Origin of the sequence: Antarctobacter sp. (genome assembly GCF_048262615.1) — a bacterium.
Classification (GTDB): Bacteria; Pseudomonadota; Alphaproteobacteria; order Rhodobacterales; family Rhodobacteraceae; genus Antarctobacter.
This window is the reverse complement of record NZ_JBLXFB010000014.1, coordinates 54633-79458: the sequence shown is the minus strand read 5'-3', so window position 1 is coordinate 79458 and position 24826 is coordinate 54633. Positions and strand designations below refer to the sequence as shown.

Below are 24826 nucleotides of genomic sequence, written 5' to 3'. Positions count from 1 at the left end.
CGGCAGGCGGCTGCGCTGACCCATGTCAAAGACATGCGGTGGTTTGAATGCGATCCTCTTTGGTGCGCCCATACCCCGTCGGGGGACCGGCGCGCACCGTTTGACAAGGGAGAGAGAGATGACACGCATTTTGGCCCTCGCCGCCGCCGCCCTTCTGGCCGTCGCCGCCCCGCAGGTTCAGGCCGGCGATTGTACCGGCTGGGTGGTCGGCGTGCGCCCGATCAGCCAGTACAACCACTATTCCGGGAACGGGTTTCTGGCGGTCCGCACGGGGCCAAGCTCCAACCACCAGCAAATCGGAGAGCTGTATCTGGGCGATGAGATCGCCGTCTGGAACCGCTCAGGCGGCTGGTATCAGGTGCAGTGCATGACGGGACGTTGCCAGAACCCGCTTTGGGGGGCCGCCAACCCCAATGGCTGGGTCTATGGCAAATATCTCAATATCGGCGGCGTCTGCCCGTAACCCGCGCCCTAGCTGGCCGGGTCCGCCTTGCGGCGGGGCTGGTCGATCCGGTCGGCCCGTGATCCCCAGTCTGCAAGCTGCGATTCCGGGTCGATCCGTGCGAATCGGTCAAAAGGCATAGCTGAACCGCGCGATATCCTCGGCGCAGGTCTGGGCGACAATCTCCTGTGTCTCGGGATCGTAATACCCCCGGTAATCCGCCGCCCGCTGCGATCTGTTTTCATGCGGCAGATCTGGGGCAAAGCCAAGATGATCCACCAGCGGCGCGATGTCCTTTTCCAGATGCTCCAGCCGCAGGAAATGCCCGTGTTCCTGACCCGCCGCATCGCGCATGTAGCGCGCATAGGGCCATGCGCGCAGGGTGGCCTGCGTGTGCGGATGCCGCAGGAACCCGGCGAAATCATGCGCCTTGGCATGGCGGACGGCGGGGTGGTCAAACCCCTGATCGCGCAGCCAGTGGTAATAGCTGACCAGCCGGTCCCACGGATTGCGCACGAGGCAGAAACAAAACATCGCGCCAATGTCCTCGGCGCTCAGCGCCCCGTCCAGATCCGCCAGCGACGAATGCTTCCAGATCCGCCCCCGCGCGGTGTCTGCCAGCCGCTTGGCCCGCGCCTTTCGGCGTTTTGCCTTGGGGGTGTCGCCGATGGGGATGTCGTCGCGATGCGCCCGCGCCTCCAGCGCCAGCGCCATCGAGGTGCCGCCGGTCTTGGGAATATGGACAAAGATGAAACGGCGACCGGGGGACAGGATCATGCCCGCAGGGTAGCGGCGACATGCGGCGAAATGAAACCCTCTTGCGGGGCTTTTCTTGCGCAATACTCTTGCGCATAGTCGCCGCAACACGCGGACAGGGAGGACCTCATGGGCTGGCTGGCAGATGAAACCGGACTGGGCAAGACAACAGCGAATTACACGCCCCTGACACCCCTCAGCTTTCTGCGCCGTGCTGCCGGGATCTGGCCCGATCAGCTGGCCGTGGTCTACGGTCCGCACCGCAAGACCTATGCCCAGTATTTCGAACGGGTGACGCGGCTGGCCTCGGCCCTCGCCCGCGCTGGCGTCATGCCCGGCGACGTGGTCGCGACGATCCTGCCGAACATCCCCGCCCATGCAGAGGCGCATTTCGCCGTGCCCGCCTGCGGCGCGATCCTGAACGCCATCAACACCCGGCTGGATGTGACCACCGTGGCCTATATCCTCGACCACGGCGGCGCCAAGGTGGTGCTCTGCGATCCGCAGTTCCTGCCCGTGCTGGCAGAGGCGCTGGACCTGATGGAGGGCGAACCGCCGATGATCGTGGAGGTCGCCGACGATCACGCAGGCGTCCACGCCCACGGCCATTACACCGACTACGAGGCGTTTCTGGAAACCGGCGACCCCGACTTCCCGTGGATCATGCCTGAGGATGAGTGGGAAAGCATCGCGCTCAACTACACCTCCGGCACCACCGGGCGGCCCAAGGGCGTCGTCTATCACCACCGGGGGGCCTATCTGAACGCCATGGGCCAGATCGTCAGCTGGCGCATGACCCTGCACCCCAAGTATCTGACCATCGTGCCGCTGTTTCATTGCAACGGCTGGTGCCACACATGGATGATGCCCGCGCTGGGCGGCACGATCGTCTGCTGCCGCGACATCACCGCCCCCGCCATCTTTGACGCCATCGCCGATGAGGGCGCGACCCATTTCGGCGGCGCGCCCATCGTGCTGAACATGCTGGTGAACGCCCCCGCCGACCAGAAACGCCCCTTCGACCATGTGGTCGAGGTGTTCACCGCTGGCGCGCCCCCGGCCCCGGCGACGCTGGCGAAAATCGAGCCGATGGGGTTCAACGTCACCCAGGTCTACGGCCTGACAGAGGTCTACGGCCCCGCCACCGAATGCACATGGAAACCCGAGTGGGAGCCGCTTCAGGGCGACGCCCGCGCCGCGATCAAGGCCCGCCAAGGGGTCGCCATGCCCTTTATGGAAGAGGTCGCCGTGCATGACGACGAAGGCCATGACATCCCCCGCGACAGCGACACCAAGGGCGAAATCATGTTCCGGGGCAACGGCGTCATGAAAGGCTATTACAAGAACCCCAAGGCCACGACAGAGGCGTTTGCGCGGGGCTATTTCCACTCCGGCGACATCGCGGTGCAGCACCCCGACGGCTACGTCCAGATCGCCGACCGCGCCAAGGACATCATCATCTCTGGCGGCGAGAACATCTCGTCCGTCGAGGTCGAAAGCTGCCTGATGGCGCACGACGCGGTGCTGCTCTGTGCGGTGGTCGCCAAACCGGACGAGAAATGGGGAGAGGTGCCTTGCGCCTTTGTCGAACTCAAGGACGGGCATGAGGCTACAGAGGCCGAGATGATCGCCTTTGCCCGCGCGCGGCTGGCCGGGTTCAAGACCCCCAAAAAGGTGGTGTTTCAGGAATTGCCCAAAACCTCGACCGGCAAGATCCAGAAGTTCGCCCTGCGCGAACAGGCCAAGCGGCTGGAGTGACGCGGGCGCGGCGCTTTATCGGCACGGCGGCGTCAATCGGGGCTGTGCGCGCTCGATTGCCCCGCCCTGTCCCGCATGATAGCGTTGCCAAAATGTGAGGCAGAGCAGCCCCCGATGACCGCCCTGAAACAGTTCGCACGTCTCGAAGCGACCGGCCTCTGGCGGGCCTCGCCGGAGGATCAGCGCCGCGAGGTGATCGTCTCGCTGGGCGAGGCGACGCTGACCCTGTCGGACATCAATGGCACCGCGCTGGCGCATTGGTCCCTCGGCGCGGTCAACCGCGCCAATGGCAAGGAAATCCCGGCGATCTATCACCCCGACAACGCGCCGGGCGAGACGCTGGAACTGGCCGCGTCTGAGTCCCAGATGATCGAAGGCGTGGACCGGCTGTTGCGGGCGATCGACCGCCGCCGCCCCCGCCCCGGCAAGCTGCGGTTTCTGCTGACCGGCGGGCTGTTCGCGGCGCTGGTCGCGGGCGCGGTCTTCTGGCTGCCCGGCGCGCTGGAACGCTATGCGGTGACGGTGGTGCCGCCGGTCAAGCGGACAGAAATCGGCGGGCATCTTCTGCGCCATATCGAACGGGTTGCGGGCAAACCCTGCGCATCACGGGATGCGCGCGGCCCGCTGGACCGGTTGTCCGCGCGGCTGCTGGAAGGCGGCGGGCGCGTTGTGGTGCTGTCGGGCGGGGCCCGGCGCAGCGCCCATTTGCCCGGCAGGATCGTTCTGCTCAGCCGCACCGTGGTCGAGGATTACGAGGACCCCGACGTCGCCGCCGGGTTTGTGCTGTCGGAAACCGTGCGCGCCCGCAATACCGATCCGCTCGCCGCCCTGCTGGACCATGCCGGGCTGGTGGCCAGCCTGCGGCTGCTGACAACCGGGGCCCTGCCCGACAGCGCGCTGGCGGCCTATGCCGAACACCTGATGGCGATAGAGCCGGACCTGCCCGCCCCGGACGCGCTGATCGCCGCCTTTGCGCGAGCCGAGATCCGCAGCACGCCCTTTGCCTATGCGCTGGACATCACCGGAGAACGCACGCTGGCCCTGATCGAGGCGGACCCGCGCAGCGGTCAGGACAGCCGTCAGGTTCTCAGCGATGCCGATTGGGTCCGCCTGCAAGGCATCTGCGGCGGATAGATCGCAAAACGCCCGCACGCGGGGGCGCACGGGCGGGGTTGTTGTTTCGGGGGCTGTTTCGGGGGCCTTGTGCTTAGCGGATGTAGGCCTGTGTATAGCCGGTGATGTGGACCCGGCGCAGCGCCATCTTCAACTGGTCATGCGACGCATAGGGCCCGACCCGCAGCAGCGACAGGTTCTTGTGGCTGCCCATGCGGACCGTCAGCCCCGCCGATTGCAGGCGATGCGCAGCGGTGCGCGCCTTGTCGGCGGTGGTAAAGGCCCCGATCTCGATCCAGCGGCCCGTCGCGACCTTGGGCTGGCTCGCGGCCTTGGGGGCATGGCCACGGGTGGTCACAACCGGCGTCAGCGGCAGCGGCGATTTGACCTGTCCGACGATCACCGGCGGCTTGACCTCATGTCGGCGGACCTGTGTGACCAGCTTGCGCGGCACGGTGTTGGTCCAGACCTTCTGGGTGTCCTGATGGCCCTTCACGGTCTGCCATGCGCGGTAAGAGTTCAGCCGGTCGTCTTTCCACGCCGGGCTATAGCCCTCGGGCACATAGGCGAGTTGCGGATCATGCTGTTCCAGCACGTGTTTCGGCACGATGCGGGTTTCGGGCGGCAGGGTCAGGCTGCTGCCCTCCCAGCTGTTCTTGTTGTAATAGACGTTCTTGCCCGGAGCGGGCGCTTCGCCACGGCGAATGACGGTCGCATGCGGCGCGGTCTGCGGGCCGCAACTGGCGCGCAGCTTCATCCCGTTCACGACGCGGAACGTCTCACCGTTGACGCAGGCGTAGCCGCCCTGCACCACCGTCTTGGGCACCACCTTGACCGGGGCCTTTGCCACCGGGGCGGCGGCGGCGGGCACCCGGCGCACAACGCGCGGGGTTTGCGCGGTGACGGGTTTGGACGCGCGCACCACGGTGCGCTTGACGGTCTTCTTCGGCGCGGGTGCGGTGGTGGTGACCTGAACCCGTGCGGGGGCCACCGTCTGAACCGGCGGCGTCGCGGTGATCTGCACCGGTTTTGTTGTGGTCGGCACCGGCGCGGCAGGCGCGGCGACGGTTTTGCTGCCAAAGGTCGGCGTCTGACCGCAGAGTTGCTGGCGCTGGCGCGACACGCGCGGCACCCATGTCACCGCCCCGTCAAAGCCCGCGCGCACATAGACGCAGCCGCGATTATCGACGAACTGGGTGCCGGTATAAGAGGCCGGTGGAAAGTTGACCGGAACGTCCCTACCCGAGGATTGCGCATCCACTGGCAGAGAGGAAATTCCGAATCCGGAAACGAGAAGTGCAAAAAAAGAGAACGTTTTCAAGGTCATGTCTGCCCCCACAGATGTGACCTGTAGAATACCCTTTCGGAAAGCGTCCTGTAAAGCCTTGAAATTGTTAATGGCTTTGAGATGTCCACAAGAGGGGCCGCGGAAAATCGGACCGTAACCCCAGGATTGTCGCGGGCCGCGAAACACACGCGCTATGGGTGGCATCGCGACCGCCCCCGCCCCCCTTATTTGGTGCCGAACATCCGGTCGCCCGCATCGCCCAGCCCCGGAACGATGTAGCCCTTTTCATTCAGACGTTCATCCAGCGACGCGGTGATAACCGGAACATCCGGGTGCGCCTCTGCCATCCGCGCGACGCCTTCGGGCGCGGCCAGCAGGCACAGAAAGCGGATGTCCTTGGCCCCGGAGGCCTTGACCAGATCAATTGCGGCGGCCGAGGAATTGCCGGTCGCCAGCATCGGGTCGACCACGATGGTCAGGCGGTCGCCCATCTGTTCCGGCAGTTTGTTGTAATACTGAACCGGCTTCAGCGTCGCCTCGTCCCGGTACAACCCGATAAAGCCGACCCGCGCCGCCGGGATCAGTTCCAGAATGCCATCCATCAGCCCGTTGCCCGCCCGCAGAATCGACACCAGCGCCAGCTTTTTGCCCTCGATCACCGGGGCGTCCATCTCGCACAGGGGCGTTTCGATCCGCTTGGTGGTCATCTGCATCTCACGCGTGACCTCATAGGCCAGTAGCAGGCTGATTTCCCGCAGCAGCCGCCGGAAACTCGCGGTCGAGGTGTCCTTTTCCCGCATCAGGGTCAGCTTGTGCTGGACAAGCGGGTGATCGACGACGGTCAGATGCTGGCTCATGCGCGGGGCTCCAGTTTTTTCAGGACCGCCTCACGGGTGGCCACATCGCAAAACGCGGCGTCGAGGGCGGTGCGGTTGATCTGTGCGAACACCTCTTCGTCCCATCGATGCGCCTTGGCAAGGCCGAGGTACTCGTCCTTCATGGTGGTGTGAAAGAACGGCGGGTCATCGGTGGACACCGTCACCCGGACGCCGCGCTCGCGCAGCCGCTCGATCGGATGCTCTTTCAACGAGGGGAACACCCCCAGAAAGACGTTGGATCCGGGGCAGACCTCCAGCGTGATCTCGCGTTCGATCAGCATGTCGACCACCGCCAGATCGCCAATGGCACGGACGCCATGGCCGATGCGTTCGACGCCCAGATCCTCGACCGCCTCGCGCACCTCCTGCGGCCCCTGCCATTCGCCCGCATGGCTGGTCAGCCGCAAACCGGCCTCGCGCGCCATGTCGAAACTATAGGCAAAGTCGCGCTGGCGGCCCTGTTTCTCGTCCCCACCCATGCCAAGGCCAACAATCCAGTCGCCCGCCGTCTCGGCGGCGCAGCGCGCGGCGCGCTTGGCCTTTTCCGGGCCAAAGTGGCGGATCGGCGTGACGATCCCGCGCAGGGTGATGCCCATGTCGCGCTCTGCCGCATCCGCCGCCTCGCGGATGGCGTGCAGGTACTCGCGCCACGCCGTCACATCGCCGCCGCCGCAGAAATCCGGGCTCAGAAAGGTCTCACAATAAACCACCCCGTTGCGCGCGCTTTCCTCCAGCAACGCCGTGCAAAGCCGCGCGAAATCCTCGGGCGTCTTCAGAACCGACGTGGCCGCCTCATAAACCTCAAGGAAGTGCCAGAAATCGCGGTACGCGTAAGAGCCGTCCTCGTTGAAGATCCCGCTGATATCGACCTTCTTTTCCTTCGCCAAACCGCGGATAAAAGCAGGCGGTGCCGCGCCTTCGAAATGCAGGTGCAATTCGACCTTGGGCAGGTTGGCGATGCGGTGCAATTCGTCTTCGTCGGTGATCGGGTCACGGTCTCTCACAGGAAACTCCTTCCGGGGCCCTGCGCGGGCACCCCAAGATGCGCGGCGATCGAGGCGGCGACATCGGTAAACGCAATCTGCCCCAGACGGCCCGCGCCTTTGCCCGCGACCAGCACGGGCACCCTCTCGCGGGTGTGGTCGGTGCCGATCCATGTCGGGTCATTGCCGTGATCGGCGGTCAGCACCAGCATGTCGTCGTCGCGCAGGCGCGGCAGCAGCGCCGCCAGTTGCGCGTCGAACCATTCCAGATGCCGCGCATAGCCCGACACATCGCGGCGGTGGCCATACAGGCTGTCGAACTCGACAAAATTGGCGAATGTCAGGCTGCCGTCCTCGGCCCCGTCGATCAGGTCGGACAAATGCCCCATCAGCGTGGCATCGTCGCCTTTGCGCACCTCGTCGATGCCCGTCATGGAAAAGATGTCGCCGATCTTGCCCACCGCATAGACCCGGCGACCGGCGTCCTGCACCCAGTTGGTCAGCACAGGTTCGGGCGGCTGAATGGCATAGTCATGCCGGTTGCCGGTGCGGGTGAAGTTGCCCGGCTCGCCCACAAAGGGGCGCGCAATCACCCGGCCTACCTTCATCTTGTGCAGGGTCAGGGCCAGCGCCTCACACAGATCCAGCAGCCGTTGCAGGCCAAAGTGCTCCTCATGCGCGGCGATCTGGAACACGCTGTCGGCAGAAGTGTAGCAGATCGGCTGGCCGGTGCGGATATGCTCTGCGCCAAAGCGGTCCAGCATCACCGTGCCGGAGCCGTGGCAATTGGCAAGGATACCGTCGACACCGGCAATCCGGCAGACCTCGGCGGTTACATCCTCGGGAAAGGCGGGGCTGGTGTTCGGGAAATAGTGCCAGTCCCACGGCACCGGCAGCCCGGCCAGTTCCCAATGGCCCGAGGGCGTGTCCTTGCCCTTGGACACCTCCGTCGCCGCCCCCCACAGGCCACACGGCGCGGCAGCCCCGGCGCGCGCCCCGCCAGAGGCAAGGTCAGCGGCATGAAACAGGCCGAGCGCGTCGAGTGTCGGCAGGTGCAACGGGCCGCTGCGGCCCGCCTCGGCCTCCCCCCGTGCGCAGGCATCAAGGATATGGCCCAGCGTGTCGGCCCCGCTGTCCGGAACCCCATCGTTGAAAAAGCGCGCTGCATCCGGCGCGCCGCCAATCCCGACCGAATCCATCACCACCAGAAAGGCGCGCATCAACTGATCCTTTCCAGAACCAAAGGCACATCCGCCGGGGCCGTGTCACCGATCCTGATCGCGCCCAGCACCGCCTGCGCGGCAGCGGCGGCCTGCTCCTCGCGCGCCGCATGGACCCGCAGCAAGGGCTGGCCCTTGACCACCTTGTCGCCCAGTCGCACCACGTCGGAAAAGCCCACCGCCGGGTCCACCACATCGGTCTCGACCCGCCGCCCGCCGCCAAGGTCGATCACCGCCAGCCCCAAAGCCTCGCCGTCGATCTGCGTCACATAGCCATCCTCCAGCGCGGGCACCTCAAGGATCACCGTCGCCTCCGGCAGAAAGCGCCGCCAGTCGTCGACAAAGGACAGCGGCCCGCCCAGCGCATAAACCATCCTGCCGAACCGTTCGGCGGCCGCGCCAGAGGTGATCGCCTTGGTCAGCTTGGTCTCGCCATCGGGAATCCCCGCCGTCGCCAGCAGTTCCGCCCCCAGCGCGATGCTCAGGTCCAGCAGCGGCCCCTTGGCCTGCCCGGTCAGCACCGCCATCGAGACGTCGACCTCCAGCGCGTTGCCCAACGCCGGGGCCAGCGGCTGTGACATATCGGTGATCAGCGCGGTTGTCGGGCAGCCAGCGGCGTTTGCCGTGCTCACCAGCGCCCCCGCCAGGGCCCGCGACTCTGCGACCGTTTTCATAAACGCCCCAGAGCCGGTCTTGACGTCCAGCACCAGTGACTGCAGCCCGGCGGCCAGCTTTTTGGACAGGATCGACGCGGTGATCAGGTCAAGGCTCTCGACCGTGCCGGTCACGTCGCGGATCGCGTACAGCCGCTTGTCCGCCGGCGCGATATCGGCCGAGGCACTGACGATGGCGCAGCCCACATCCGCCACCACATGCCGCAGCAACGCCTCGTCCACGCCAACCGAATAGCCGGGGATCGCCTCCAGCTTGTCCAATGTGCCGCCGGTATGGCCCAGCCCCCGGCCAGAGATCATCGGCACGTAGACCCCGCAGGCCGCCAGCGCGGGGGCCAATACCAGCGACGCGCAATCGCCCACGCCGCCGGTGGAATGTTTGTCCACCACCGGCGCGTCCATGTCCCAATCCAGCACATGCCCCGAATCCCGCATCGCCAGCGTCAGCGCCACGCGCCCCGCCTCTGACAACCCGCGCAGACACACGCCCATGGCAAAGGCCCCGGCCTGCGCCGCGCTCACCGTGCCATCGGCCAACCCCTGTGCGAACCATGCCAGTTCCCGTGGCGCGGGGTCCTCGCCACGGCGCAGCTCGCCGATGATCCCGCGCGCATCCATCAGGCGCGGTCCATATGCGTGCTGGCAAAGGCACCGGGCAGCAGATCCGCCACACGCACCGTTTCTTCGCCGCCATCCACCGTGGCCATCGTCACCAACACGTCACCGCGCGCAAATTCGAACAATTTCTGCCGACAGCCGCCGCAGGGCGGCACCGGATGCGCGCTGTCAGCAATGACATAGGCGGCAACAATCTCTGTCTCGCCCGCCGCGACCATTGCCGCAATCGCCCCCGCCTCGGCGCAGGTGCCCTCGGGATAGGCGACGTTTTCCACGTTGCAGCCGACGTAAACCGCGCCAGAGGGCGCGCGCAGGGCTGCGCCGACCTTGAAATGCGAATAGGGTACATAGGCGTTCTCGCGCACCGCGCGGGCGGCGGCGGCAAGCTCGGCGACTTCAGAAGGGGGATTGGACATAGGGTGGGGCTTTCTCGATGACCGCGCCCCATGTTGCGGAGGCGGCCTGCGGAATGCAAGGGGCGCAGCGGCCCGAATGTTAGCGCGAAACAGCGACGATCCGCCGGGGCGGGCATCGGGATTTCGTTTTCAATCGTATCCTGAAACTGCTATCGGACGCGCGACTCTTGCCGTGGGACACCGGGGTCGTTTAGCACTAAACAAATTCTTCGGGAGGGGTTCTTTATGACCGACACCACCAATGACTCGCTGCGACAGGCGGCCCTGTTCTACCACGAAAACCCGCGCCCCGGTAAGCTGGAGATCCGCGCCACCAAACCGCTGGCCAATGGCCGCGACCTCAGCCGCGCCTATTCCCCCGGCGTCGCCGAAGCCTGCCTTGAGATCAAGGCAGACCCGGCCAATGCCGCCCGCTACACCACCCGCGGCAACCTTGTGGCCGTGGTGACAAACGGCACCGCCGTTCTGGGCCTTGGCAACATCGGCGCGCTGGCCTCCAAGCCGGTGATGGAGGGCAAGGCCGTCCTGTTCAAGAAATTCGCCAACATCGACTGTTTCGACATCGAAGTGAACGAACCCGATCCGGAAAAGCTGGCCGAGATTGTCTGCGCGCTGGAACCCACCTTTGGCGCCATCAACCTTGAGGACATCAAGGCCCCCGATTGTTTCATCGTCGAAAAGATCTGCCGCGAGCGGATGAACATCCCCGTTTTCCACGACGACCAGCACGGCACCGCCATCGTCGTCGGCGCGGCGGCCACCAACGCGCTGCATGTGGCGGGCAAGGACTGGGGCGACATCAAGGTGGTCAGCACCGGCGGGGGCGCCGCTGGCATCGCCTGCCTCAACATGCTGCTGAAACTGGGGGTCAAACGCGAAAACATCTGGCTGTGCGACGTTCACGGGCTGGTCTTTGAGGGCCGGGCCGAGGACATGAACCCGCAAAAGGCCGCCTTTGCCCAGAAATCCGACCTGCGCACGCTGGACGATGTGATCGACGGCGCGGACCTCTTTCTTGGCCTCTCCGGTCCCGGCGTGCTGAAGCCCGAACAGGTCAGCCGCATGGCCAAGCGCCCGATCATCTTTGCGCTGGCCAACCCGACGCCGGAAATCATGCCGGACCTCGCGCGCGAGGCCGCGCCGGATGCCATCATCGCCACCGGGCGCAGCGATTTCCCGAACCAAGTCAACAACGTGCTCTGCTTCCCCTTCATCTTCCGGGGCGCGCTGGATGTGGGCGCAACAGAGATCAACGACGCCATGCAGGTCGCCTGTGTCGAGGGCATCGCCGCGCTGGCCCGCGCCACCACCAGCGCCGAGGCCGCCGCCGCCTATCGCGGCGAGCAACTGACCTTCGGGGCCGATTACCTGATCCCCAAACCCTTTGACCCGCGCCTGTCGGGCATCGTCTCCTCCGCCGTGGCCCGCGCCGCGATGGAGTCCGGCGTCGCCCTGCGCCCGCTGGACGACCTGAAGGCCTACAAGCAAAAGCTGGACGCCTCGGTCTACAAATCCGCACTGCTGATGCGCCCGGTGTTTCAGGCCGCCGCCACCGCCTCGCGCAAGATCGTCTTTGCCGAGGGTGAGGATGAGCGCGTGCTGCGCGCCGCGCAGGCGATCCTTGAGGAAACCACCGAACAGCCGATCCTGATTGGCCGCCCCGAGGTCATCGCCACCCGGTGTGAGCGTATGGGGCTGGAAATCCGGCCCGAGCGGGACTTCAACATCGTCAACCCGGAGAACGATCCGCGCTACCGCGATTACTGGAACAGCTACCATGAGATCATGGCCCGGCGCGGTGTGACGCCGGATCTGGCCCGCGCGATCATGCGCACCAACACCACCGCCATCGGCGCAATCATGGTCCACCGCGAAGAGGCCGACAGCCTGATCTGCGGCACCTTCGGCGAATATCTCTGGCACCTGAACTACATCCGGCAGGTGCTGGGCGACGCCAAACACCACCCGCAGGCGGCGCTGTCGCTGATGATCCTCGAAGACGGGCCGCTGTTCATCGCCGACACCCACGTCCACCAGCAGCCCACCGCCGAGCAACTGGCCGAAACCGCCATCGGCGCGGCGCGCCACGTCCGCCGGTTCGGGATCGAACCAAAGATCGCGCTCTGCTCACAATCGCAGTTCGGCAACCAGCAATCCGACAGCGGGCTGCGCCTGCGCGACGCCATGCAGATCCTCGACGCCCGCGATTGCGACTTCTGCTACGAGGGGGAGATGAACGTCGACAGCGCGCTGGACGTCGATCTGCGCGAACGCCAGTTCCCCGGCAACCGGATGCAGGGGGCGGCCAACGTGCTGATCTTCGGCCACGCCGACGCGGCCTCGGCCACGCGCAATATCCTCAAGATGAAGTCCGGCGGGCTGGAGGTCGGCCCGATCCTGATGGGCATGGGCAACCGCGCCCATATCGTGACCCCCTCAATCACCGCGCGCGGGTTGCTCAACATGGCCGCCATCGCGGGCACACCGGTGGCGCACTACGGCTGAGCCGGCAGGCAGAACGGCGGGCTTTGCGGCCCGCCGTTTGGAGGGGGTGGGGCCGTTTGCGCCTGAAGTTCGGCTGTGCGGACTTTGCTGCCATTTGCTGCACGCGCAGCCTGGAACGTGCGGAGTGACGGCTCTGTGCAGGGAGTGGACTTTGCAAAGTCTGGCCAAAATCCGGGCTTGCATAAACCCAAGATGGGATGTGCAATAGATTACACGAATGGGATCACATTTTGATCGCAACTGGTCAGCTAGAGATCCTTCTTAAGGAGTTGATTTGTGATTTTGGAAGGCGCTGTAAAATTTACCGTTTATTTGGATCAGAACATTTTAGGTCATCTTTTTGAGGGGGAATCTGCTAAGGAGGATTTATTACGGGTGCTAGAGCAGTTTCGAGAGCGTGGGGCCGCATTTGTCTACTCAGATGTTCACGTGGAAGAATGTCAGGCATTCTTCCGGCCAGAAAAGTATATAAGGGTTCTCGATGAGATTGATGCCTGTTACATCCAGCCAACAGAGAGATTAGAAAAGCACTTTGCCATCAAGTCTAATATGGCCGGTGACTTAATTAAGTGCGAACCTGACTTTGCCAGCAAGAGTCTAACCTTTCTGAGCTCTTTAATGACAGTCTCACAATTCGCCTTGGGGTGGCTAGGCGAACTGGAAGCAGAAGAGTTAATGCGTGAACTGGAGGTTGAACTCGATCTTTGGATAGAAGAGCTCAGTCGCGAAACCTATGGGCTGTGTGACACGGCGCCCATCCGTCAACAGCTTCTCGCCTCTTTACTCTCTCTGGATGTAAAAGCATTGAAAAAAGAAGGCTTGGCACAACAGCCTCAGACCGATAGCGAATGGAACAAGAGATTTAGTCGAATTGACGAGCTTCCGACAGAGGACGTTGCCAATTTCATTTTTGGGGAAATCGGCTCTGATGCGGCTCAACACTTACGCGGCTTGTTCCCAAGTAAAATCTGGCCAGATGGAGTTTACGTAGAAAATGGCACATTGACTGGCTTAGCATTTTTTCTGTTCACTCAGGGTGTTGGTCGCGACCGCAAAGTCAAGAGCGGTGGCCAGTCAAACCGAAGAAAGAGATTTCAATCCCAATTCCGTGATTGTCGGCACATTGAGAATGCTGCGCGCTGCGATGTATTTATTTCCAACGACAGGAGAGCAATAAATTTAGCTCAAGCGACGTATGCTTACTCAGGGGTGAAAACTATCGCAAAATACGTAAAAATTCGTGGTTCGCAATAAAGTTACACGCGCTTTGTGACATGCTTAACTTCTGAAACTACACGTCCGCTCCGGGCTGGGAGCGGACGAATTCAACCGCAGCGAAGCTTCGGCACGGTCGTGGGTAGTTTGGACTCGAAGCAGACATTGCGCGTCAATCCTCACTCCCGCTGACGTGCCCCCCCTTACGGCAAAACGGCGGACCTTGCGGCCGCCATTCCTTGACGAAAAGTAAATTCGTCTCTGTAAGCCCTTGATTTACAACAGGCGCAATGCTGTCCACATGTGGACACGCTCACCCCTTGGCGTAGCCCAGCCCCTGCAAGGCCACGCGGATCTCATCCAGAATCGCCGGATCATCAATCGTCGCGGGCATCTTGAATTCCTCACTGTCGGCGATTTTCACCATGGTCGCGCGCAGGATTTTTCCCGACCGAGTTTTCGGCAGACGATCCACCACGCAGGCCAGCTTGAACGCCGCCACCGGGCCGATTTTCTCCCGCACAAGCTTGACGCATTCCTTGACGATCTCCTCATGGGGGCGGTTCGTGCCCGCATTCAGACAGAGGAATCCCATCGGCAACTGGCCTTTCAACTGGTCCGTCACGCCGATCACCGCACATTCCGCCACATCCGGGTGGCCCGCCAGAACCTCTTCCATGCCCCCCGTCGACAGCCGATGCCCCGCGACGTTGATCACATCATCGGTGCGCGCCATGATGTACAGATAGCCCTCTTCGTCCTTCATCCCCGCATCGCCGGTCTCATAGTAGCCGGGAAAGGTGTTGAGGTAGGATTTGCGAAAGCGATCCTCGGCATGCCACAGCGTCGGCAGCGTCCCCGGCGGCAGCGGCAGCTTGATCGCGATGGCCCCCAGCGTATCAGGACCAACCGGGTGGCCCGCCTCGTCCAGAATCTGCACGTCATAGCCCGGCATCGGCTTGGCCGGGCTGCCCAGCTTGGTCGGCAGTTCCTCGATCCCCAACGGGTTGCCCGCGATGCACCAGCCGGTCTCTGTCTGCCACCAGTGGTCGATCACCGGCACCTTCAGCATGTCCTGCGCCCAGACGATGGTGTCCGGGTCCGCCCGTTCACCCGCCAGATAGACCGCTTTCAGCCCGCTGAGGTCGTATTTGCCGACAAACGCGCCCTTGGGGTCCTCACGTTTGACCGCACGAAAGGCCGTGGGCGCGGTGAAGAACGACTTGACCTTGTGCTCCTGAATCACCCGCCAGAAGGTGCCCGCGTCGGGTGTGCCCACCGGCTTGCCCTCGAACACGATGGTGGTGTTGCCATGCACCAGCGGGGCGTAGGTGATATAGCTGTGCCCCACGACCCAGCCCACGTCAGACGCCGCCCAGAACACATCGCCGGGATCGACGTTGTAGAGGTTCTTCATGCTCCAGTTCAGCGCCACCAGATGCCCGCCGGTGTGGCGCACCACGCCTTTGGGCTGGCCGGTGGTGCCAGAGGTATACAGAATATAGGCCGGGTGGTTGCCCTCGACCGGCACGCATTCGGCGGGCTCTACACCATACTGGAAGCCATGCCAGTTATAGTCGCGGCCGGGGATCAGCTTCGCCACTTCCTGCTCACGCTGAAAGATCACGCAAAACTCGGGCTTGTGCGTGGCCAGATCAATCGCGCCGTCCAGCAGCGGCTTGTAATGGATGACGCGGCCCGGCTCCATCCCGCAGGAGGCGGCGATGATCGCCTTGGGTTTGGCGTCGTCGATCCGCACCGCCAGTTCGTTTGAGGCAAAACCGCCGAAAACAACCGAATGCACCGCGCCCAGCCGAGCACAGGCCAGCATCGCCTCCAGCGCCTCGGGGATCATCGGCATGTAGATGATGACGCGGTCGCCCTTTTCGACACCTTTGGCGCGCAGGGCTCCGGCCAGATTGGCGACGCGGTTGCGCAACTCGACAAAGGAAATCTCGCGCTTGGTATGGGTGATCGGGCTGTCGTAGATGATCGCCGTCTGTTCTCCCCGTCCGCCTTCGACATGGCGGTCGACGGCGTTCCAGCAGGTGTTGACCATCCCGTCGGCAAACCACTCATACATGTGGTCGCCTTTGTCGAAGAGCGCCTTCGAAGGCTTCCGGTCCCAATCGATTGCCTCGGCTGCCGTCATCCAGAACCCTTCCGGATCAGCCTGACAGCTGTCGTAAACGTCTTGATACCCCATGGAGTGCCTCCTCTTTTCCCTGCCAGCGGCTTAGGCGCTGGCCTGCTTGGCAAGCAAGTCTGTTACCGACGGACAGGACAGAATACCGCAGAAGATTTGCGGAATCTCTCTGCAAAGATTTGCAAACCCCTCCGATTATTGCTGTCTTCTTTGACGTAGAGCGCCATTTGCAAAACTGCAAATGGCCTCCGGCAACTCTGCCGCCAACCGCAGGCCTGACCGGGGTCATGCCACTTGCGCAGATGTGATCGGTCACATGGCTTGACCTCACGGCGGGCACGTGGACTCATCCCCCGAACGGTCCAAAGGAGATTCCCCATGCAAAGCAATGCCTTCAAGACGCTGATCCTGGCCATACTGGCCGCCTGCGTCTGGAGCAGCGCCGCCCGCGCGGATTGGGAATTCATCGGCGGCGAAGGGGCGGCGGTCCACACCGCCCGCGTCTGCAACGGGACCGACGAGGTGCTGTGCCTGGAACTTGGCTGCACGCAGGGTGACCCGCTGGCCTTTCGCCTGACCTCGCAGAACATGGCCGGAATGGTGGCGGCGGCGCGGCTGGACACGCTGCTTTTCGTCGGCTCGCAGCTGGCCGGATCGCTGGATTTCAGCCAGAGCGGGCTGGAAAGCTTTCACGCCCCGCTGGAGGAAACCCACCTGCGCGGCATCCAGCGTCTGAAGGCCGGAATTCGGGCGCAACTGCATGTCTGGTACAGCAGCGACGCCGCGCCAGAGGTGCATCGCTTTACCCTCATCGGCAGCCAGAACGCGATTTCGGCGGTGGAACAATACTGCCCGCAACCGGATTTCGCCGCGCGCGAGGTTGAGCGGCGGACGCTTGGCGATCCGGCCACGAAGATCCTTGGCGACATGCGCGAGGCCTGCACCGTGCTGGACGGCCAGTTGACCGTTGGCGAGAATTTCGACGTCGCCATCGACATCGACGGCAAACCGCCGATGGACCTGCGGGTGAACCATGGCGCGATGGTCTGCGACAGCACCCCCGACATGGTCTGCGGCCCGGCGGGCTGCCTCACCTCTTTCTGGCTGGGGCTAGAGGACGGGCGTTATCGCCGGGTCTTTCTGGATGCCATTCAGGACGCGGCGCTGACCGGGCAACCGGGCGTTCTGACCCTCAGCCTTCAGGGTGCGCGCTGCGGTGACGGCGATGACGCCGGCCCCTGCGGGCGGCGCTATGAACTGGACGGGTTTGAACTGAAACCGCAGCAACAGTGACACGGTGCGCCGGGGCCGATAATCCGTGGCCCCGGCAAGACTGTCAGTCCGTAAACGTCACCGAAAGCACCGGGTTTCCGGGCAATCCGTCATAGCTGACACTGGCAGCCCCCTTGGCCTGCGGCGGGGCAAGCAACGGCCCGATGGACCCGACAGAGATCAGGTCGCCCTCTTTCAGCACATAGCCCTTTGACATCAACCACAGCGCGGCGTTGACCGGGTTGCCCAGCACCGCCGCGCCGGGCGCTTGCGACAGCACAGCGCCCTCGGCGTCGCGCACCGTTACGGTCATCTCTGCCAGCGCCGCCAACATGCCGTCCCCGACCGGCACCGCCGTTCCCAACACCCCCAGACGCGCCGCAACCCCGTTAGCGGTCAGCGTCACCGCGTTGATCGGCTGCCCCTCGGCATAGACGATGTCCGGCAACTCGATGAACGGATGCACCGCCGAGATATGGGCAATCGCCTCTTCGGCGGTGGTCGCATCGTTGATCGCCGCATCGCCCACGACAAGGATCAGATCCGCCTCGAACAGCGACCGCGCTCCGAACTGCGCCGACACCTCTGCCCCGTCCGCCAGCATCATGTCGCGGTACAGAACGCCCGCCACCGGCTCTGTCGCGCCGAACCGCTCTTGCGCGGGTGTGCTGGTCAATCCCGCCTTGTAGCCAATCACCGGACCCAGCAGCGGAACCAGCGCGGCGACCAGCTTGTCCTGCGTGCAGCGTGCATCCTCCATCGTGCCGTCGGGGATCAGCGCGGCGGTGGGGGTCTTTGCCATGTAATCGACCACATAGGCAGCGATGGCCGCGTCGTCGGCGCAGTCGGCAAAGGCCATCCCGGCGGCCACAGCAAAAACCCCTGCCATCGCGGGCAGAGCAATAGATCTGGACATGAAAACCTCCCGAATGTCGCCTGCGCCCAGACTGCCGCAGCGCCCCGAGTCTGGCAATCGGCAAGACTTGCCGCCCCCGCCTGCTACACGAACTGTTCCCGGATCAGACGTTCCTCCAACCCGTGACCGGGGTCGAACAGCACCCGGTGCTCTACATCCGGTTCCGACCGGATATGCACCCGCAGGACGTCGCGCACCGCCTCGCCGTCCGCCTCGGCCATAACCGGGCGTTTCTCGGCCTCCAGCACCTCAAACGTCACCTCCGCCGATTTCGGCAGCAAGGCCCCGCGCCAGCGACGCGGGCGAAAGGCCGCAACCGGGGTAAGCGCCAGCACATCCGCGCCAATCGGCAGGATCGGACCATGCGCCGAATAGTTGTAGGCGGTGGACCCGGCGGGCGTGGACACCAGCGCGCCGTCACAGACCAGTTCCGCCATGCGCACCTGCCCGTCGACGCTGATCCGCAACCGCGCCGCCTGTGATCCCGACCGATGCAGCGACACCTCGTTGATCGCCAACGCATGATGGTCGTGCCCATCCACACAGGTGGCGCGCATCATCAGCGGGTTGATCACCGCCTCTTCGGCCGCCCGCAACCGCTCGACCAGCCCGTGTTCCGAATATTCGTTCATCAGGAACCCGACCGTGCCCCGGTTCATCCCGTAAACCGGCACCTCCAGCGCCTGCGTCCGGTGCAACGTGTGCAGCATGAACCCGTCGCCGCCCAGCGCCACAATCGCCTCGGCCCCCTGCTCGGCATGGTCGCCATAGCGCCGGGTCAACCCGGCAAGGGCCGCCTGCGCAATCGGCGCGCGCGAGGCGCAAAAGGCGATCCTTAAGGTCATCGGGGGTTTCCTGTCGTCTGCATTCGGGTCGGATGGAAGCACATGTAATCCGGCAGGACCAGTGTTCGACCGCCGCTGCCGCTGGAATAGTGTGCTGCGTCGCTTTAGGTTCTTTGAAGACAGCAGCGTTTCCGATACGAAACGCGCCATTAGGATTCCACAAGGAGCAGCGCCATGAACGCCCCCCACCGCGACACCGGTTTCTTTACCGAGTCGCTCTCCTCCCGCGACCCAGAACTCTATGCCTCGATCACCGGCGAACTTGGCCGCCAGCGCGACGAGATAGAGCTGATCGCCTCCGAAAACATCGTCTCCAAGGCGGTGATGGAGGCGCAAGGCTCTGTCATGACCAACAAATACGCCGAGGGCTATCCGGGGCGGCGGTATTACGGTGGCTGTGATTACGTCGACGTGGCCGAAAACCTCGCGATTGAGCGTGCCAAGCAGCTGTTTGACTGCGGTTTTGCCAATGTGCAGCCCAATTCCGGCTCACAGGCCAATCAGGGTGTCTTTCAGGCGCTGCTGAAACCCGGTGACACCATCCTTGGCATGAGCCTCGACGCTGGCGGCCACCTGACCCACGGGGCCAAACCCAACCAGTCCGGCAAGTGGTTCAACGCCATCCAGTACGGCGTGCGCCAACAGGACAACCTGCTGGACTACGATCAGGTCGAGGCGCTGGCCAAGGAACATCTGCCCAAGATGATCATCGCCGGTGGCTCTGCCATCCCGCGCCAGATCGACTTTGCCAAGATGCGTGAGATTGCCGATATGGTCGGCGCGTATCTGCACGTCGACATGGCGCATTTCGCCGGTCTGGTCGCCGCGGGTGAGCACCCCTCGCCCTTCCCGCACGCCCATGTGGCCACCACCACCACGCACAAGACCCTGCGCGGTCCGCGCGGCGGCATGATCCTCACCAACGATGAGGCGCTGGCGAAAAAGTTCAACTCGGCCATCTTCCCCGGCATTCAGGGCGGCCCCCTGATGCACGTTATCGCCGCCAAGGCCGTCGCCTTTGGCGAGGCGCTGCGGCCAGAGTTCAAGACCTACCAGCAGCAGGTGATCAAGAACGCGCAGGCGCTCAGCGATCAACTGATCAAGGGCGGGCTGGACACCGTGACCCACGGCACCGACACCCATGTGGTGCTGGTCGATCTGCGCCCCAAGAACGTCAAGGGCAACGCCACCGAAAAGGCATTGGGCCGCGCCCATATCACCTGTAACAAGAACGGCGTGCCGTTTGACCCTGAAAAGCCGACCGTGACCAGCGGCATCCGCTTGGGCTCGCCCGCGGGCACCACACGCGGTTTCGGTGAGGCCGAATTCCGCCAGATCGCCGACTGGATCATCGAGGTCGTCGATGGTCTGGCCGCCAATGGCGAAGACGGCAACGCCGAGGTCGAGGCCAAGGTAAAGGCCGAGGTCGCAGCCCTCTGCGCCCGCTTCCCGATCTACTCCGAACTCTGAACCTGCGTAGGGCGGGGTTCACCCCGCCGTCCCCCCGCAACAATGAAACCGCCGTGGACCTCTCCACGGCGGTTTTTTTCATGTCCGCGCACAGGCTGGCCCCGGCAAGGCCCGGTTTCCCGATGTCCAGACAGCCTCTCGCGCCCGCTATGCGCGCACAGGAACGGGAAAATGCCTGTACCCCCCGTCGCGGTCCGGCCCGCATCAGATTGATTTCAAGGCCCCCGGCACCTACAGGTCTAGGACGGCCCGTGTTCAGGAGAAAGCCAATGTCCACCACCGTCATTCCCGCCCCGCAGGTGCATGTCATCCCAACCGACGATGGCCGCACCTTCCCTGTCCGTCGGGTCTATTGCATCGGCCGGAACTTTGCCGCCCATGCCGTCGAGATGGGTCATGATCCGAACCGCGAAGCGCCGTTTTTCTTTCAAAAAAACCCCGACAACCTCGATCCGTCGGGGACCTTTCCCTATCCGCCGCACAGCACCGACGTCCATCATGAGGTGGAATTGCTGGTCGCGCTGAAATCCGGCGGCACCAACATCCCGCTGGACACGGCGCTGGATCACGTCTGGGGCTACGCCGTCTCGCTGGACATGACCCGCCGCGATCTTCAGGCCGAGGCCAAGAAGGCGGGCCGCCCGTGGGAAATCGCAAAGGCCTTCGAACGCTCCGGCCCGGTCGGCCCGCTCCGCCCCGCATCCCGGATCGGCCACCCCGATCAGGGCCACATCGCCCTTGCCGTCAACGGCGAGACGCGGCAGCAGGGCGACCTCAACCAGATGATCTGGAAAGTCCCCGAGATGATTTCGTACCTGTCGGAATACTTTGAGCTGCGGGCCGGCGACGTCATCCTGTCCGGCACCCCCTCCGGCGTGAACGCGGTCACGCGGGGCGACGTGATGGAGGCCACGATCGAGGGTCTGGGGACGCTGACCGTCAAGGTCGTCTGACCCCACGTGACCCCACTGGGGCGCAGCCCCCCGACCCTTCTTAGAATATAAGAATTGCCAGAATGACCCCGGCAGATCACCTTTGGGTCATCTGAAACGGAGGAGAAACATCATGGCCTGGACGAAGCCCAAGTTGCGTGAGATCGAGTGCGGTATGGAGATCAACATGTATGGTCCCGACGGCGAAGAAGATGCCGGCGGCGTTCTGTTCTGAAAAACCTTGCGCGCGTGGTTAGGCTGATATGACTATTCACGCGCGTATCCTTGGTGCTGCGGCGGGGGGCGGATTGCCCCAATGGAACTGCGGCTGCCCCAACTGCGTCGCCGCCCGCAAGGGTGAGATTCCCGCGCAGACACAGTCCTCACTGGCGGTCAGCGGCGATGGCTTGCACTGGTCGATCCTGAACGCCTCTCCGGACATTCGCGTGCAAATGGCGCGCACCCCCGAATTGCACCCCACCGGCCTGCGTGACCTGCCGCTGTCGTCGGTTCTGGTCACCAACGGCGACATCGACCATGTGGCCGGTCTGCTGACCCTGCGCGAGGTCCAGCCCTTTGCGCTGTTCGCGACGCGCGACATCCACAACGTCCTGTCCGCCAACCCGATCTTTGACGCCCTGCGCGACTCCGTTGTGCCGCGCACCGCGATCCAGCTTGATGTGCCGTTTGAACTCGCCCCCGGTCTCACCGCCACGCTTTATCCGGTGCCGGGCAAGGTGCCGCTGTATATGGAGGGCGAGACGGTCCAGACCGACCTGATCGGAGAACAGACCGTGGGCGTCCGGCTCGAATCGGGGGACACCGTCGCGCATTACATTCCCGGCTGCGCCAAGCTGACCGACGACCTGCGGGCGCGGCTTGCGGGCGCGGCGGGCGTGTTCTTTGACGGGACGCTGTGGCGCGATGACGAAATGGTCCGCGCCGGGCTGGGATCAAAGACCGGCGCCCGGATGGGCCACATGTCGATGAGCGGCCCGGACGGGTCGATTGCGGGCTTTGCCGGGCTGGACGCAGGGCGCAAGGTCTATGTCCACATGAACAACACCAATCCGGTGCTGGACCCCCGGTCCTCTGAAAAGGCACAGGCCGAGGCGGCGGGCTGGACCATCGGACAGGACGGAATGGAGATAACCCTATGACCGACAGCAAACAGGCGTTCGAGGCCCGGCTGCGCCAGATCGGGGCAGAGCGGTATCACGACCTGCACCCCTTCCATGACCGGCTGCACGGCGGCACATGCACCATTGATGAGGTCCGCGCCTGGGTCATCAACCGCTACTACTATCAGCACTCTATCCCGATGAAGGACGCGGCCTTCATGTCCCGCGTCGAAAGCCCGGACCTGCGCCGCGCATGGCGCTCGCGGATAGAGGATCACGACGGCACCGCCGAGAATGAGGGCGGCATCCGGCGCTGGCTGCGGCTGGCAGAGGCGGTGGGCCTCGACCCCGATTATGTCGCCAGTTGCGAGGGCGTTCTGCCCGCCACCAAATTCGCCGTCGACGCCTATGTGCGCTTTGTGCGCGAAAAGACATTGCTGGAGGCGGTCGCCGCCTCGCTGACGGAACTCTTTGCGCCCAAGATCCATGCCAACCGGATCGAAGGACTGCTGAAGAACTACGCCTTCGCCGATGACAGCGCGCTCAGCTACTTCCGCAACCGGCTCAAAGAGGCGCCCAAGGACGTGGCCTTTGGCCTGTCGTGGGTGCTGGACCATGCGGACACGCAGGAAAAGCAGGACATGGCCGCCAAGGCGCTGATCTTCAAGACAGATGTGTTGTGGTCGCAGCTTGACGCGCTGTGGTCGGCCTATGTGTCCCCGGCGCGGATCCCCCCCGGCGCTTGGGTGCCGACCGAAGGCGTGACGCTGCGGGCGGTGCAGTGATGGACAGCGACGCGGTTCCGGTTCTGCCACGGGGCGTCCGCCTGCATTTTGACCGGGTGCGCGAATGCTGGGTGCTGCTGGCCCCCGAACGGACCATCGTTCTGGACGCGGTCGGCCACGCGGTCCTGTCAGAGATCGACGGCACCCGCAGCTTTGGCCAGATAACCGCCACCCTTGCCGCCAAATACGACGCGCCAGAGGCCCAGATCGCCGAGGACAGCGCCGGCTTTTTGCGCGGTCTCAGCAATCGCCGCTTTCTCGACACGCGGGAGGCCGCCACATGACGGACACGCGCCCGCCGATCGCCATGCTTGCGGAATTGACGCACCGCTGCCCGCTGTCGTGCCCCTATTGCTCAAACCCGCTGGAACTGACCCTTCAGGAGCGCGAACTGTCGACCGATATATGGGTCGACGTCTTTCGGCAGGCGGCGGATCTGGGGGTGCTTCAGCTTCACCTGTCGGGCGGCGAGCCTGCCTCGCGCCGCGATCTGGTAGAACTGGTAAAGGCGGCCAGAGAGGCCGGTCTTTACACCAACCTGATCACCTCGGGGATTGGCCTGACCCAAAAGCGGCTCAAGGAACTGGATGAGGCGGGTCTCGACCATATCCAACTGTCGCTGCAAGGCACCGATGCCGAGATGGCGGATGAGATCGGCGGCTATCGCGGCGGCTTCAAGCGCAAGATGCAGGTCGCCGAATGGATCGGCGAGATCGGCTTTCCGCTGACGCTGAACGCCGTGCTGCACCGGCGGAACCTGCACCAACTGCCCCGCGCGCTGGAGATGGCCGAAGAAATGGGCGCCCGCCGGATCGAGGTGGCGACCGTTCAGTTTCACGGCTGGGCGATGCGCAATCGCGACGCGCTGATGCCGACCCGCGCGCAGGCACGTGAGGCGACCACTCTGGTGGCGCAGGCCCGCGCCCGTCTCAAGGGCCGGCTGGTGATCGACTACGTGCCGGCGGATTATCATGAGGATTACCCGAAACGCTGCATGGGCGGCTGGGGCACCACCGGGCTGAACATCACGCCCGAGGGCCGGGTTCTGCCCTGCCACGCGGCCGAGACGATTCCCCATCTGACCTTTGAGTCAGTGACCGAGCACAGCCTGCGCGACATCTGGTACGACAGCACGGCCTTCAACGCCTATCGCGGCACCGGTTGGATGCAGGAACCCTGCCTGTCCTGCGACCGCAAACTGGTGGATTTCGGCGGCTGCCGCTGTCAGGCGCTGGCCCTTGCGGGCGACGCATCGGCCACCGATCCGGTCTGCGTCAAAGCCCCGCAGCATCAACGGCTACAGGCTCAGGCCGACGCCCACGCCGCCGGAACCGCGCCGCTCACCTTCCGCCAGATGCCCAAAGTCGGCGTCCCCGACGCCTGAACAACCCCACACTCACCCCGTAGGGTGGGTTTCCAACCCACCAAAACCACCACACCCAACCCGTAGGGTGGGTTTCCAACCCACCACGA

23 protein-coding genes are annotated in these 24826 nt (G+C 64.2%); 13 read left to right on the top strand and 10 right to left on the bottom strand.

All coding sequences use genetic code 11. The features are described from left to right. Nucleotides 1–118 precede the first annotated feature (118 nt). Nucleotides 119–463: an SH3 domain-containing protein gene (locus ACN0S5_RS15590; protein ID WP_417209653.1), complete on the top strand. Its 345-nt coding sequence runs from the start codon at nucleotides 119–121 to the stop codon at nucleotides 461–463. A 108-nt stretch (nucleotides 464–571) separates the two neighbouring features. Here ACN0S5_RS15590 and ACN0S5_RS15585 read toward each other — a convergent pair whose 3' ends face one another. Then, entirely contained in the window at nucleotides 572–1219 is a 648-nt protein-coding gene (locus tag ACN0S5_RS15585; protein WP_417209652.1) for a sulfotransferase family 2 domain-containing protein, read from the bottom strand. Between the two features lie 108 nt (nucleotides 1220–1327). On the opposite strand from ACN0S5_RS15585, the gene ACN0S5_RS15580 reads away from it, so the two are divergent. Together ACN0S5_RS15580 and ACN0S5_RS15575 are read left to right on the top strand one after the other, a co-directional pair. After that, nucleotides 1328–2956 (top strand): AMP-binding protein, encoded by a 1629-nt coding sequence (locus ACN0S5_RS15580; protein ID WP_417209650.1) that lies wholly within the window; start codon nucleotides 1328–1330, stop codon nucleotides 2954–2956. A 114-nt stretch (nucleotides 2957–3070) separates the two neighbouring features. Next, entirely contained in the window at nucleotides 3071–4090 is a 1020-nt protein-coding gene (locus ACN0S5_RS15575) for a hypothetical protein (RefSeq protein WP_417209649.1), read from the top strand. A gap of 73 nt (nucleotides 4091–4163) precedes the next feature. On the opposite strand, the gene ACN0S5_RS15570 is transcribed toward ACN0S5_RS15575, so the two are convergent. The 6 genes from ACN0S5_RS15570 to ACN0S5_RS15545 form a co-directional block, all read right to left on the bottom strand. Further along, nucleotides 4164–5396 carry an SPOR domain-containing protein gene (locus tag ACN0S5_RS15570; protein WP_417209647.1) on the bottom strand — a complete coding sequence of 411 codons (1233 nt, stop codon included), beginning with the start codon at nucleotides 5394–5396 and terminating at the stop codon, nucleotides 4164–4166. 185 nt (nucleotides 5397–5581) lie between these two features. Beyond that, a complete protein-coding gene (gene upp / locus ACN0S5_RS15565) occupies nucleotides 5582–6214 on the bottom strand; it encodes a uracil phosphoribosyltransferase (RefSeq protein ID WP_417209646.1) in 633 nt (210 codons plus the stop codon). After that, a complete protein-coding gene (locus tag ACN0S5_RS15560; RefSeq protein ID WP_417209645.1) occupies nucleotides 6211–7239 on the bottom strand; it encodes an adenosine deaminase in 1029 nt (342 codons plus the stop codon). The genes upp and ACN0S5_RS15560 overlap by 4 nt, the downstream gene beginning before the upstream one ends. Continuing rightward, a complete protein-coding gene (locus tag ACN0S5_RS15555; RefSeq protein ID WP_417209644.1) occupies nucleotides 7236–8438 on the bottom strand; it encodes a phosphopentomutase in 1203 nt (400 codons plus the stop codon). The genes ACN0S5_RS15560 and ACN0S5_RS15555 overlap by 4 nt, the downstream gene beginning before the upstream one ends. Then, complete coding sequence (locus tag ACN0S5_RS15550; RefSeq protein WP_417209643.1) at nucleotides 8438–9730, bottom strand: thymidine phosphorylase; 1293 nt, start codon at nucleotides 9728–9730, stop codon at nucleotides 8438–8440. Before ACN0S5_RS15550 ends, ACN0S5_RS15555 begins: the two co-directional genes overlap by 1 nt. Continuing rightward, a complete protein-coding gene (locus ACN0S5_RS15545; RefSeq protein WP_417209642.1) occupies nucleotides 9730–10146 on the bottom strand; it encodes a cytidine deaminase in 417 nt (138 codons plus the stop codon). The genes ACN0S5_RS15550 and ACN0S5_RS15545 overlap by 1 nt, the downstream gene beginning before the upstream one ends. A 225-nt stretch (nucleotides 10147–10371) precedes the next feature. Here ACN0S5_RS15545 and ACN0S5_RS15540 point away from each other — a divergent pair, with 225 nt between their 5' ends. Both ACN0S5_RS15540 and ACN0S5_RS15535 read left to right on the top strand, forming a co-directional pair. Then, entirely contained in the window at nucleotides 10372–12651 is a 2280-nt protein-coding gene (locus ACN0S5_RS15540; RefSeq protein ID WP_417209640.1) for an NADP-dependent malic enzyme, read from the top strand. A gap of 276 nt (nucleotides 12652–12927) precedes the next feature. After that, entirely contained in the window at nucleotides 12928–13905 is a 978-nt protein-coding gene (locus ACN0S5_RS15535) for a hypothetical protein (RefSeq protein WP_417209639.1), read from the top strand. Nucleotides 13906–14179: 274 nt separating this feature from the next. On the opposite strand, the gene prpE is transcribed toward ACN0S5_RS15535, so the two are convergent. Next, the gene (gene prpE / locus ACN0S5_RS15530; protein WP_417209638.1) at nucleotides 14180–16072 is read right to left on the bottom strand and encodes a propionate-CoA ligase PrpE; all 1893 of its coding nucleotides are present in this window, start codon (nucleotides 16070–16072) and stop codon (nucleotides 14180–14182) included. A 318-nt stretch (nucleotides 16073–16390) separates the two neighbouring features. Here prpE and ACN0S5_RS15525 point away from each other — a divergent pair, with 318 nt between their 5' ends. Then, nucleotides 16391–17305, top strand: a complete 915-nt coding sequence (locus ACN0S5_RS15525; protein ID WP_417209637.1) for a hypothetical protein — start codon at nucleotides 16391–16393, stop codon at nucleotides 17303–17305. 43 nt (nucleotides 17306–17348) lie between these two features. On the opposite strand, the gene ACN0S5_RS15520 is transcribed toward ACN0S5_RS15525, so the two are convergent. After that, on the bottom strand, nucleotides 17349–18200 hold the full coding sequence (locus tag ACN0S5_RS15520) for a 2-keto-4-pentenoate hydratase (RefSeq protein WP_417209636.1): 852 nt from the start codon (nucleotides 18198–18200) through the stop codon (nucleotides 17349–17351). An 83-nt stretch (nucleotides 18201–18283) separates the two neighbouring features. Then, nucleotides 18284–19045: an NAD kinase gene (locus ACN0S5_RS15515; protein ID WP_417209635.1), complete on the bottom strand. Its 762-nt coding sequence runs from the start codon at nucleotides 19043–19045 to the stop codon at nucleotides 18284–18286. A gap of 174 nt (nucleotides 19046–19219) precedes the next feature. Here ACN0S5_RS15515 and glyA point away from each other — a divergent pair, with 174 nt between their 5' ends. The 7 genes from glyA to pqqE all read left to right on the top strand — a co-directional run bounded on the left by glyA (nucleotide 19220) and on the right by pqqE (nucleotide 24737). Beyond that, the gene (gene glyA, locus ACN0S5_RS15510) at nucleotides 19220–20515 is read left to right on the top strand and encodes a serine hydroxymethyltransferase (RefSeq protein ID WP_417209633.1); all 1296 of its coding nucleotides are present in this window, start codon (nucleotides 19220–19222) and stop codon (nucleotides 20513–20515) included. Between the two features lie 269 nt (nucleotides 20516–20784). Further along, on the top strand, nucleotides 20785–21468 hold the full coding sequence (locus ACN0S5_RS15505; protein ID WP_417209632.1) for a fumarylacetoacetate hydrolase family protein: 684 nt from the start codon (nucleotides 20785–20787) through the stop codon (nucleotides 21466–21468). A 112-nt stretch (nucleotides 21469–21580) separates the two neighbouring features. Further along, the gene (gene pqqA / locus ACN0S5_RS15500; RefSeq protein WP_323766773.1) at nucleotides 21581–21682 is read left to right on the top strand and encodes a pyrroloquinoline quinone precursor peptide PqqA; all 102 of its coding nucleotides are present in this window, start codon (nucleotides 21581–21583) and stop codon (nucleotides 21680–21682) included. Between the two features lie 28 nt (nucleotides 21683–21710). Next, the gene (gene pqqB, locus ACN0S5_RS15495) at nucleotides 21711–22607 is read left to right on the top strand and encodes a pyrroloquinoline quinone biosynthesis protein PqqB (RefSeq protein WP_417209631.1); all 897 of its coding nucleotides are present in this window, start codon (nucleotides 21711–21713) and stop codon (nucleotides 22605–22607) included. After that, nucleotides 22604–23353, top strand: coding sequence for a pyrroloquinoline-quinone synthase PqqC (gene pqqC, locus ACN0S5_RS15490; protein WP_323766777.1), 750 nt, complete (start codon nucleotides 22604–22606; stop codon nucleotides 23351–23353). Before pqqB ends, pqqC begins: the two co-directional genes overlap by 4 nt. After that, nucleotides 23353–23637: a pyrroloquinoline quinone biosynthesis peptide chaperone PqqD gene (pqqD, locus tag ACN0S5_RS15485; protein WP_417209630.1), complete on the top strand. Its 285-nt coding sequence runs from the start codon at nucleotides 23353–23355 to the stop codon at nucleotides 23635–23637. The genes pqqC and pqqD overlap by 1 nt, the downstream gene beginning before the upstream one ends. Further along, the gene (gene pqqE, locus ACN0S5_RS15480) at nucleotides 23634–24737 is read left to right on the top strand and encodes a pyrroloquinoline quinone biosynthesis protein PqqE (protein ID WP_417209629.1); all 1104 of its coding nucleotides are present in this window, start codon (nucleotides 23634–23636) and stop codon (nucleotides 24735–24737) included. Before pqqD ends, pqqE begins: the two co-directional genes overlap by 4 nt. Nucleotides 24738–24826: the final 89 nt, after the last annotated feature.

Excerpts from the sequence above, each read along its gene's own strand:
- ACN0S5_RS15590 (WP_417209653.1), top strand. The coding sequence starts at position 119 with ATGACACGCATTTTGGCCCTCGCCGCCGCCGCCCTTCTGGCCGTCGCC.
- ACN0S5_RS15585 (WP_417209652.1), bottom strand. The coding sequence starts at position 1,219 with ATGATCCTGTCCCCCGGTCGCCGTTTCATCTTTGTCCATATTCCCAAG.
- ACN0S5_RS15580 (WP_417209650.1), top strand. The coding sequence starts at position 1,328 with ATGGGCTGGCTGGCAGATGAAACCGGACTGGGCAAGACAACAGCGAAT.
- ACN0S5_RS15575 (WP_417209649.1), top strand. The coding sequence starts at position 3,071 with ATGACCGCCCTGAAACAGTTCGCACGTCTCGAAGCGACCGGCCTCTGG.
- ACN0S5_RS15570 (WP_417209647.1), bottom strand. The coding sequence starts at position 5,396 with ATGACCTTGAAAACGTTCTCTTTTTTTGCACTTCTCGTTTCCGGATTC.
- upp (WP_417209646.1), bottom strand. The coding sequence starts at position 6,214 with ATGAGCCAGCATCTGACCGTCGTCGATCACCCGCTTGTCCAGCACAAG.
- ACN0S5_RS15555 (WP_417209644.1), bottom strand. The coding sequence starts at position 8,438 with ATGCGCGCCTTTCTGGTGGTGATGGATTCGGTCGGGATTGGCGGCGCG.
- ACN0S5_RS15550 (WP_417209643.1), bottom strand. The coding sequence starts at position 9,730 with ATGGATGCGCGCGGGATCATCGGCGAGCTGCGCCGTGGCGAGGACCCC.
- ACN0S5_RS15545 (WP_417209642.1), bottom strand. The coding sequence starts at position 10,146 with ATGTCCAATCCCCCTTCTGAAGTCGCCGAGCTTGCCGCCGCCGCCCGC.
- ACN0S5_RS15540 (WP_417209640.1), top strand. The coding sequence starts at position 10,372 with ATGACCGACACCACCAATGACTCGCTGCGACAGGCGGCCCTGTTCTAC.
- prpE (WP_417209638.1), bottom strand. The coding sequence starts at position 16,072 with ATGGGGTATCAAGACGTTTACGACAGCTGTCAGGCTGATCCGGAAGGG.
- ACN0S5_RS15525 (WP_417209637.1), top strand. The coding sequence starts at position 16,391 with ATGCAAAGCAATGCCTTCAAGACGCTGATCCTGGCCATACTGGCCGCC.
- ACN0S5_RS15520 (WP_417209636.1), bottom strand. The coding sequence starts at position 18,200 with ATGTCCAGATCTATTGCTCTGCCCGCGATGGCAGGGGTTTTTGCTGTG.
- ACN0S5_RS15515 (WP_417209635.1), bottom strand. The coding sequence starts at position 19,045 with ATGACCTTAAGGATCGCCTTTTGCGCCTCGCGCGCGCCGATTGCGCAG.
- glyA (WP_417209633.1), top strand. The coding sequence starts at position 19,220 with ATGAACGCCCCCCACCGCGACACCGGTTTCTTTACCGAGTCGCTCTCC.
- ACN0S5_RS15505 (WP_417209632.1), top strand. The coding sequence starts at position 20,785 with ATGTCCACCACCGTCATTCCCGCCCCGCAGGTGCATGTCATCCCAACC.
- pqqA (WP_323766773.1), top strand. The coding sequence starts at position 21,581 with ATGGCCTGGACGAAGCCCAAGTTGCGTGAGATCGAGTGCGGTATGGAG.
- pqqB (WP_417209631.1), top strand. The coding sequence starts at position 21,711 with ATGACTATTCACGCGCGTATCCTTGGTGCTGCGGCGGGGGGCGGATTG.
- pqqC (WP_323766777.1), top strand. The coding sequence starts at position 22,604 with ATGACCGACAGCAAACAGGCGTTCGAGGCCCGGCTGCGCCAGATCGGG.
- pqqD (WP_417209630.1), top strand. The coding sequence starts at position 23,353 with ATGGACAGCGACGCGGTTCCGGTTCTGCCACGGGGCGTCCGCCTGCAT.
- pqqE (WP_417209629.1), top strand. The coding sequence starts at position 23,634 with ATGACGGACACGCGCCCGCCGATCGCCATGCTTGCGGAATTGACGCAC.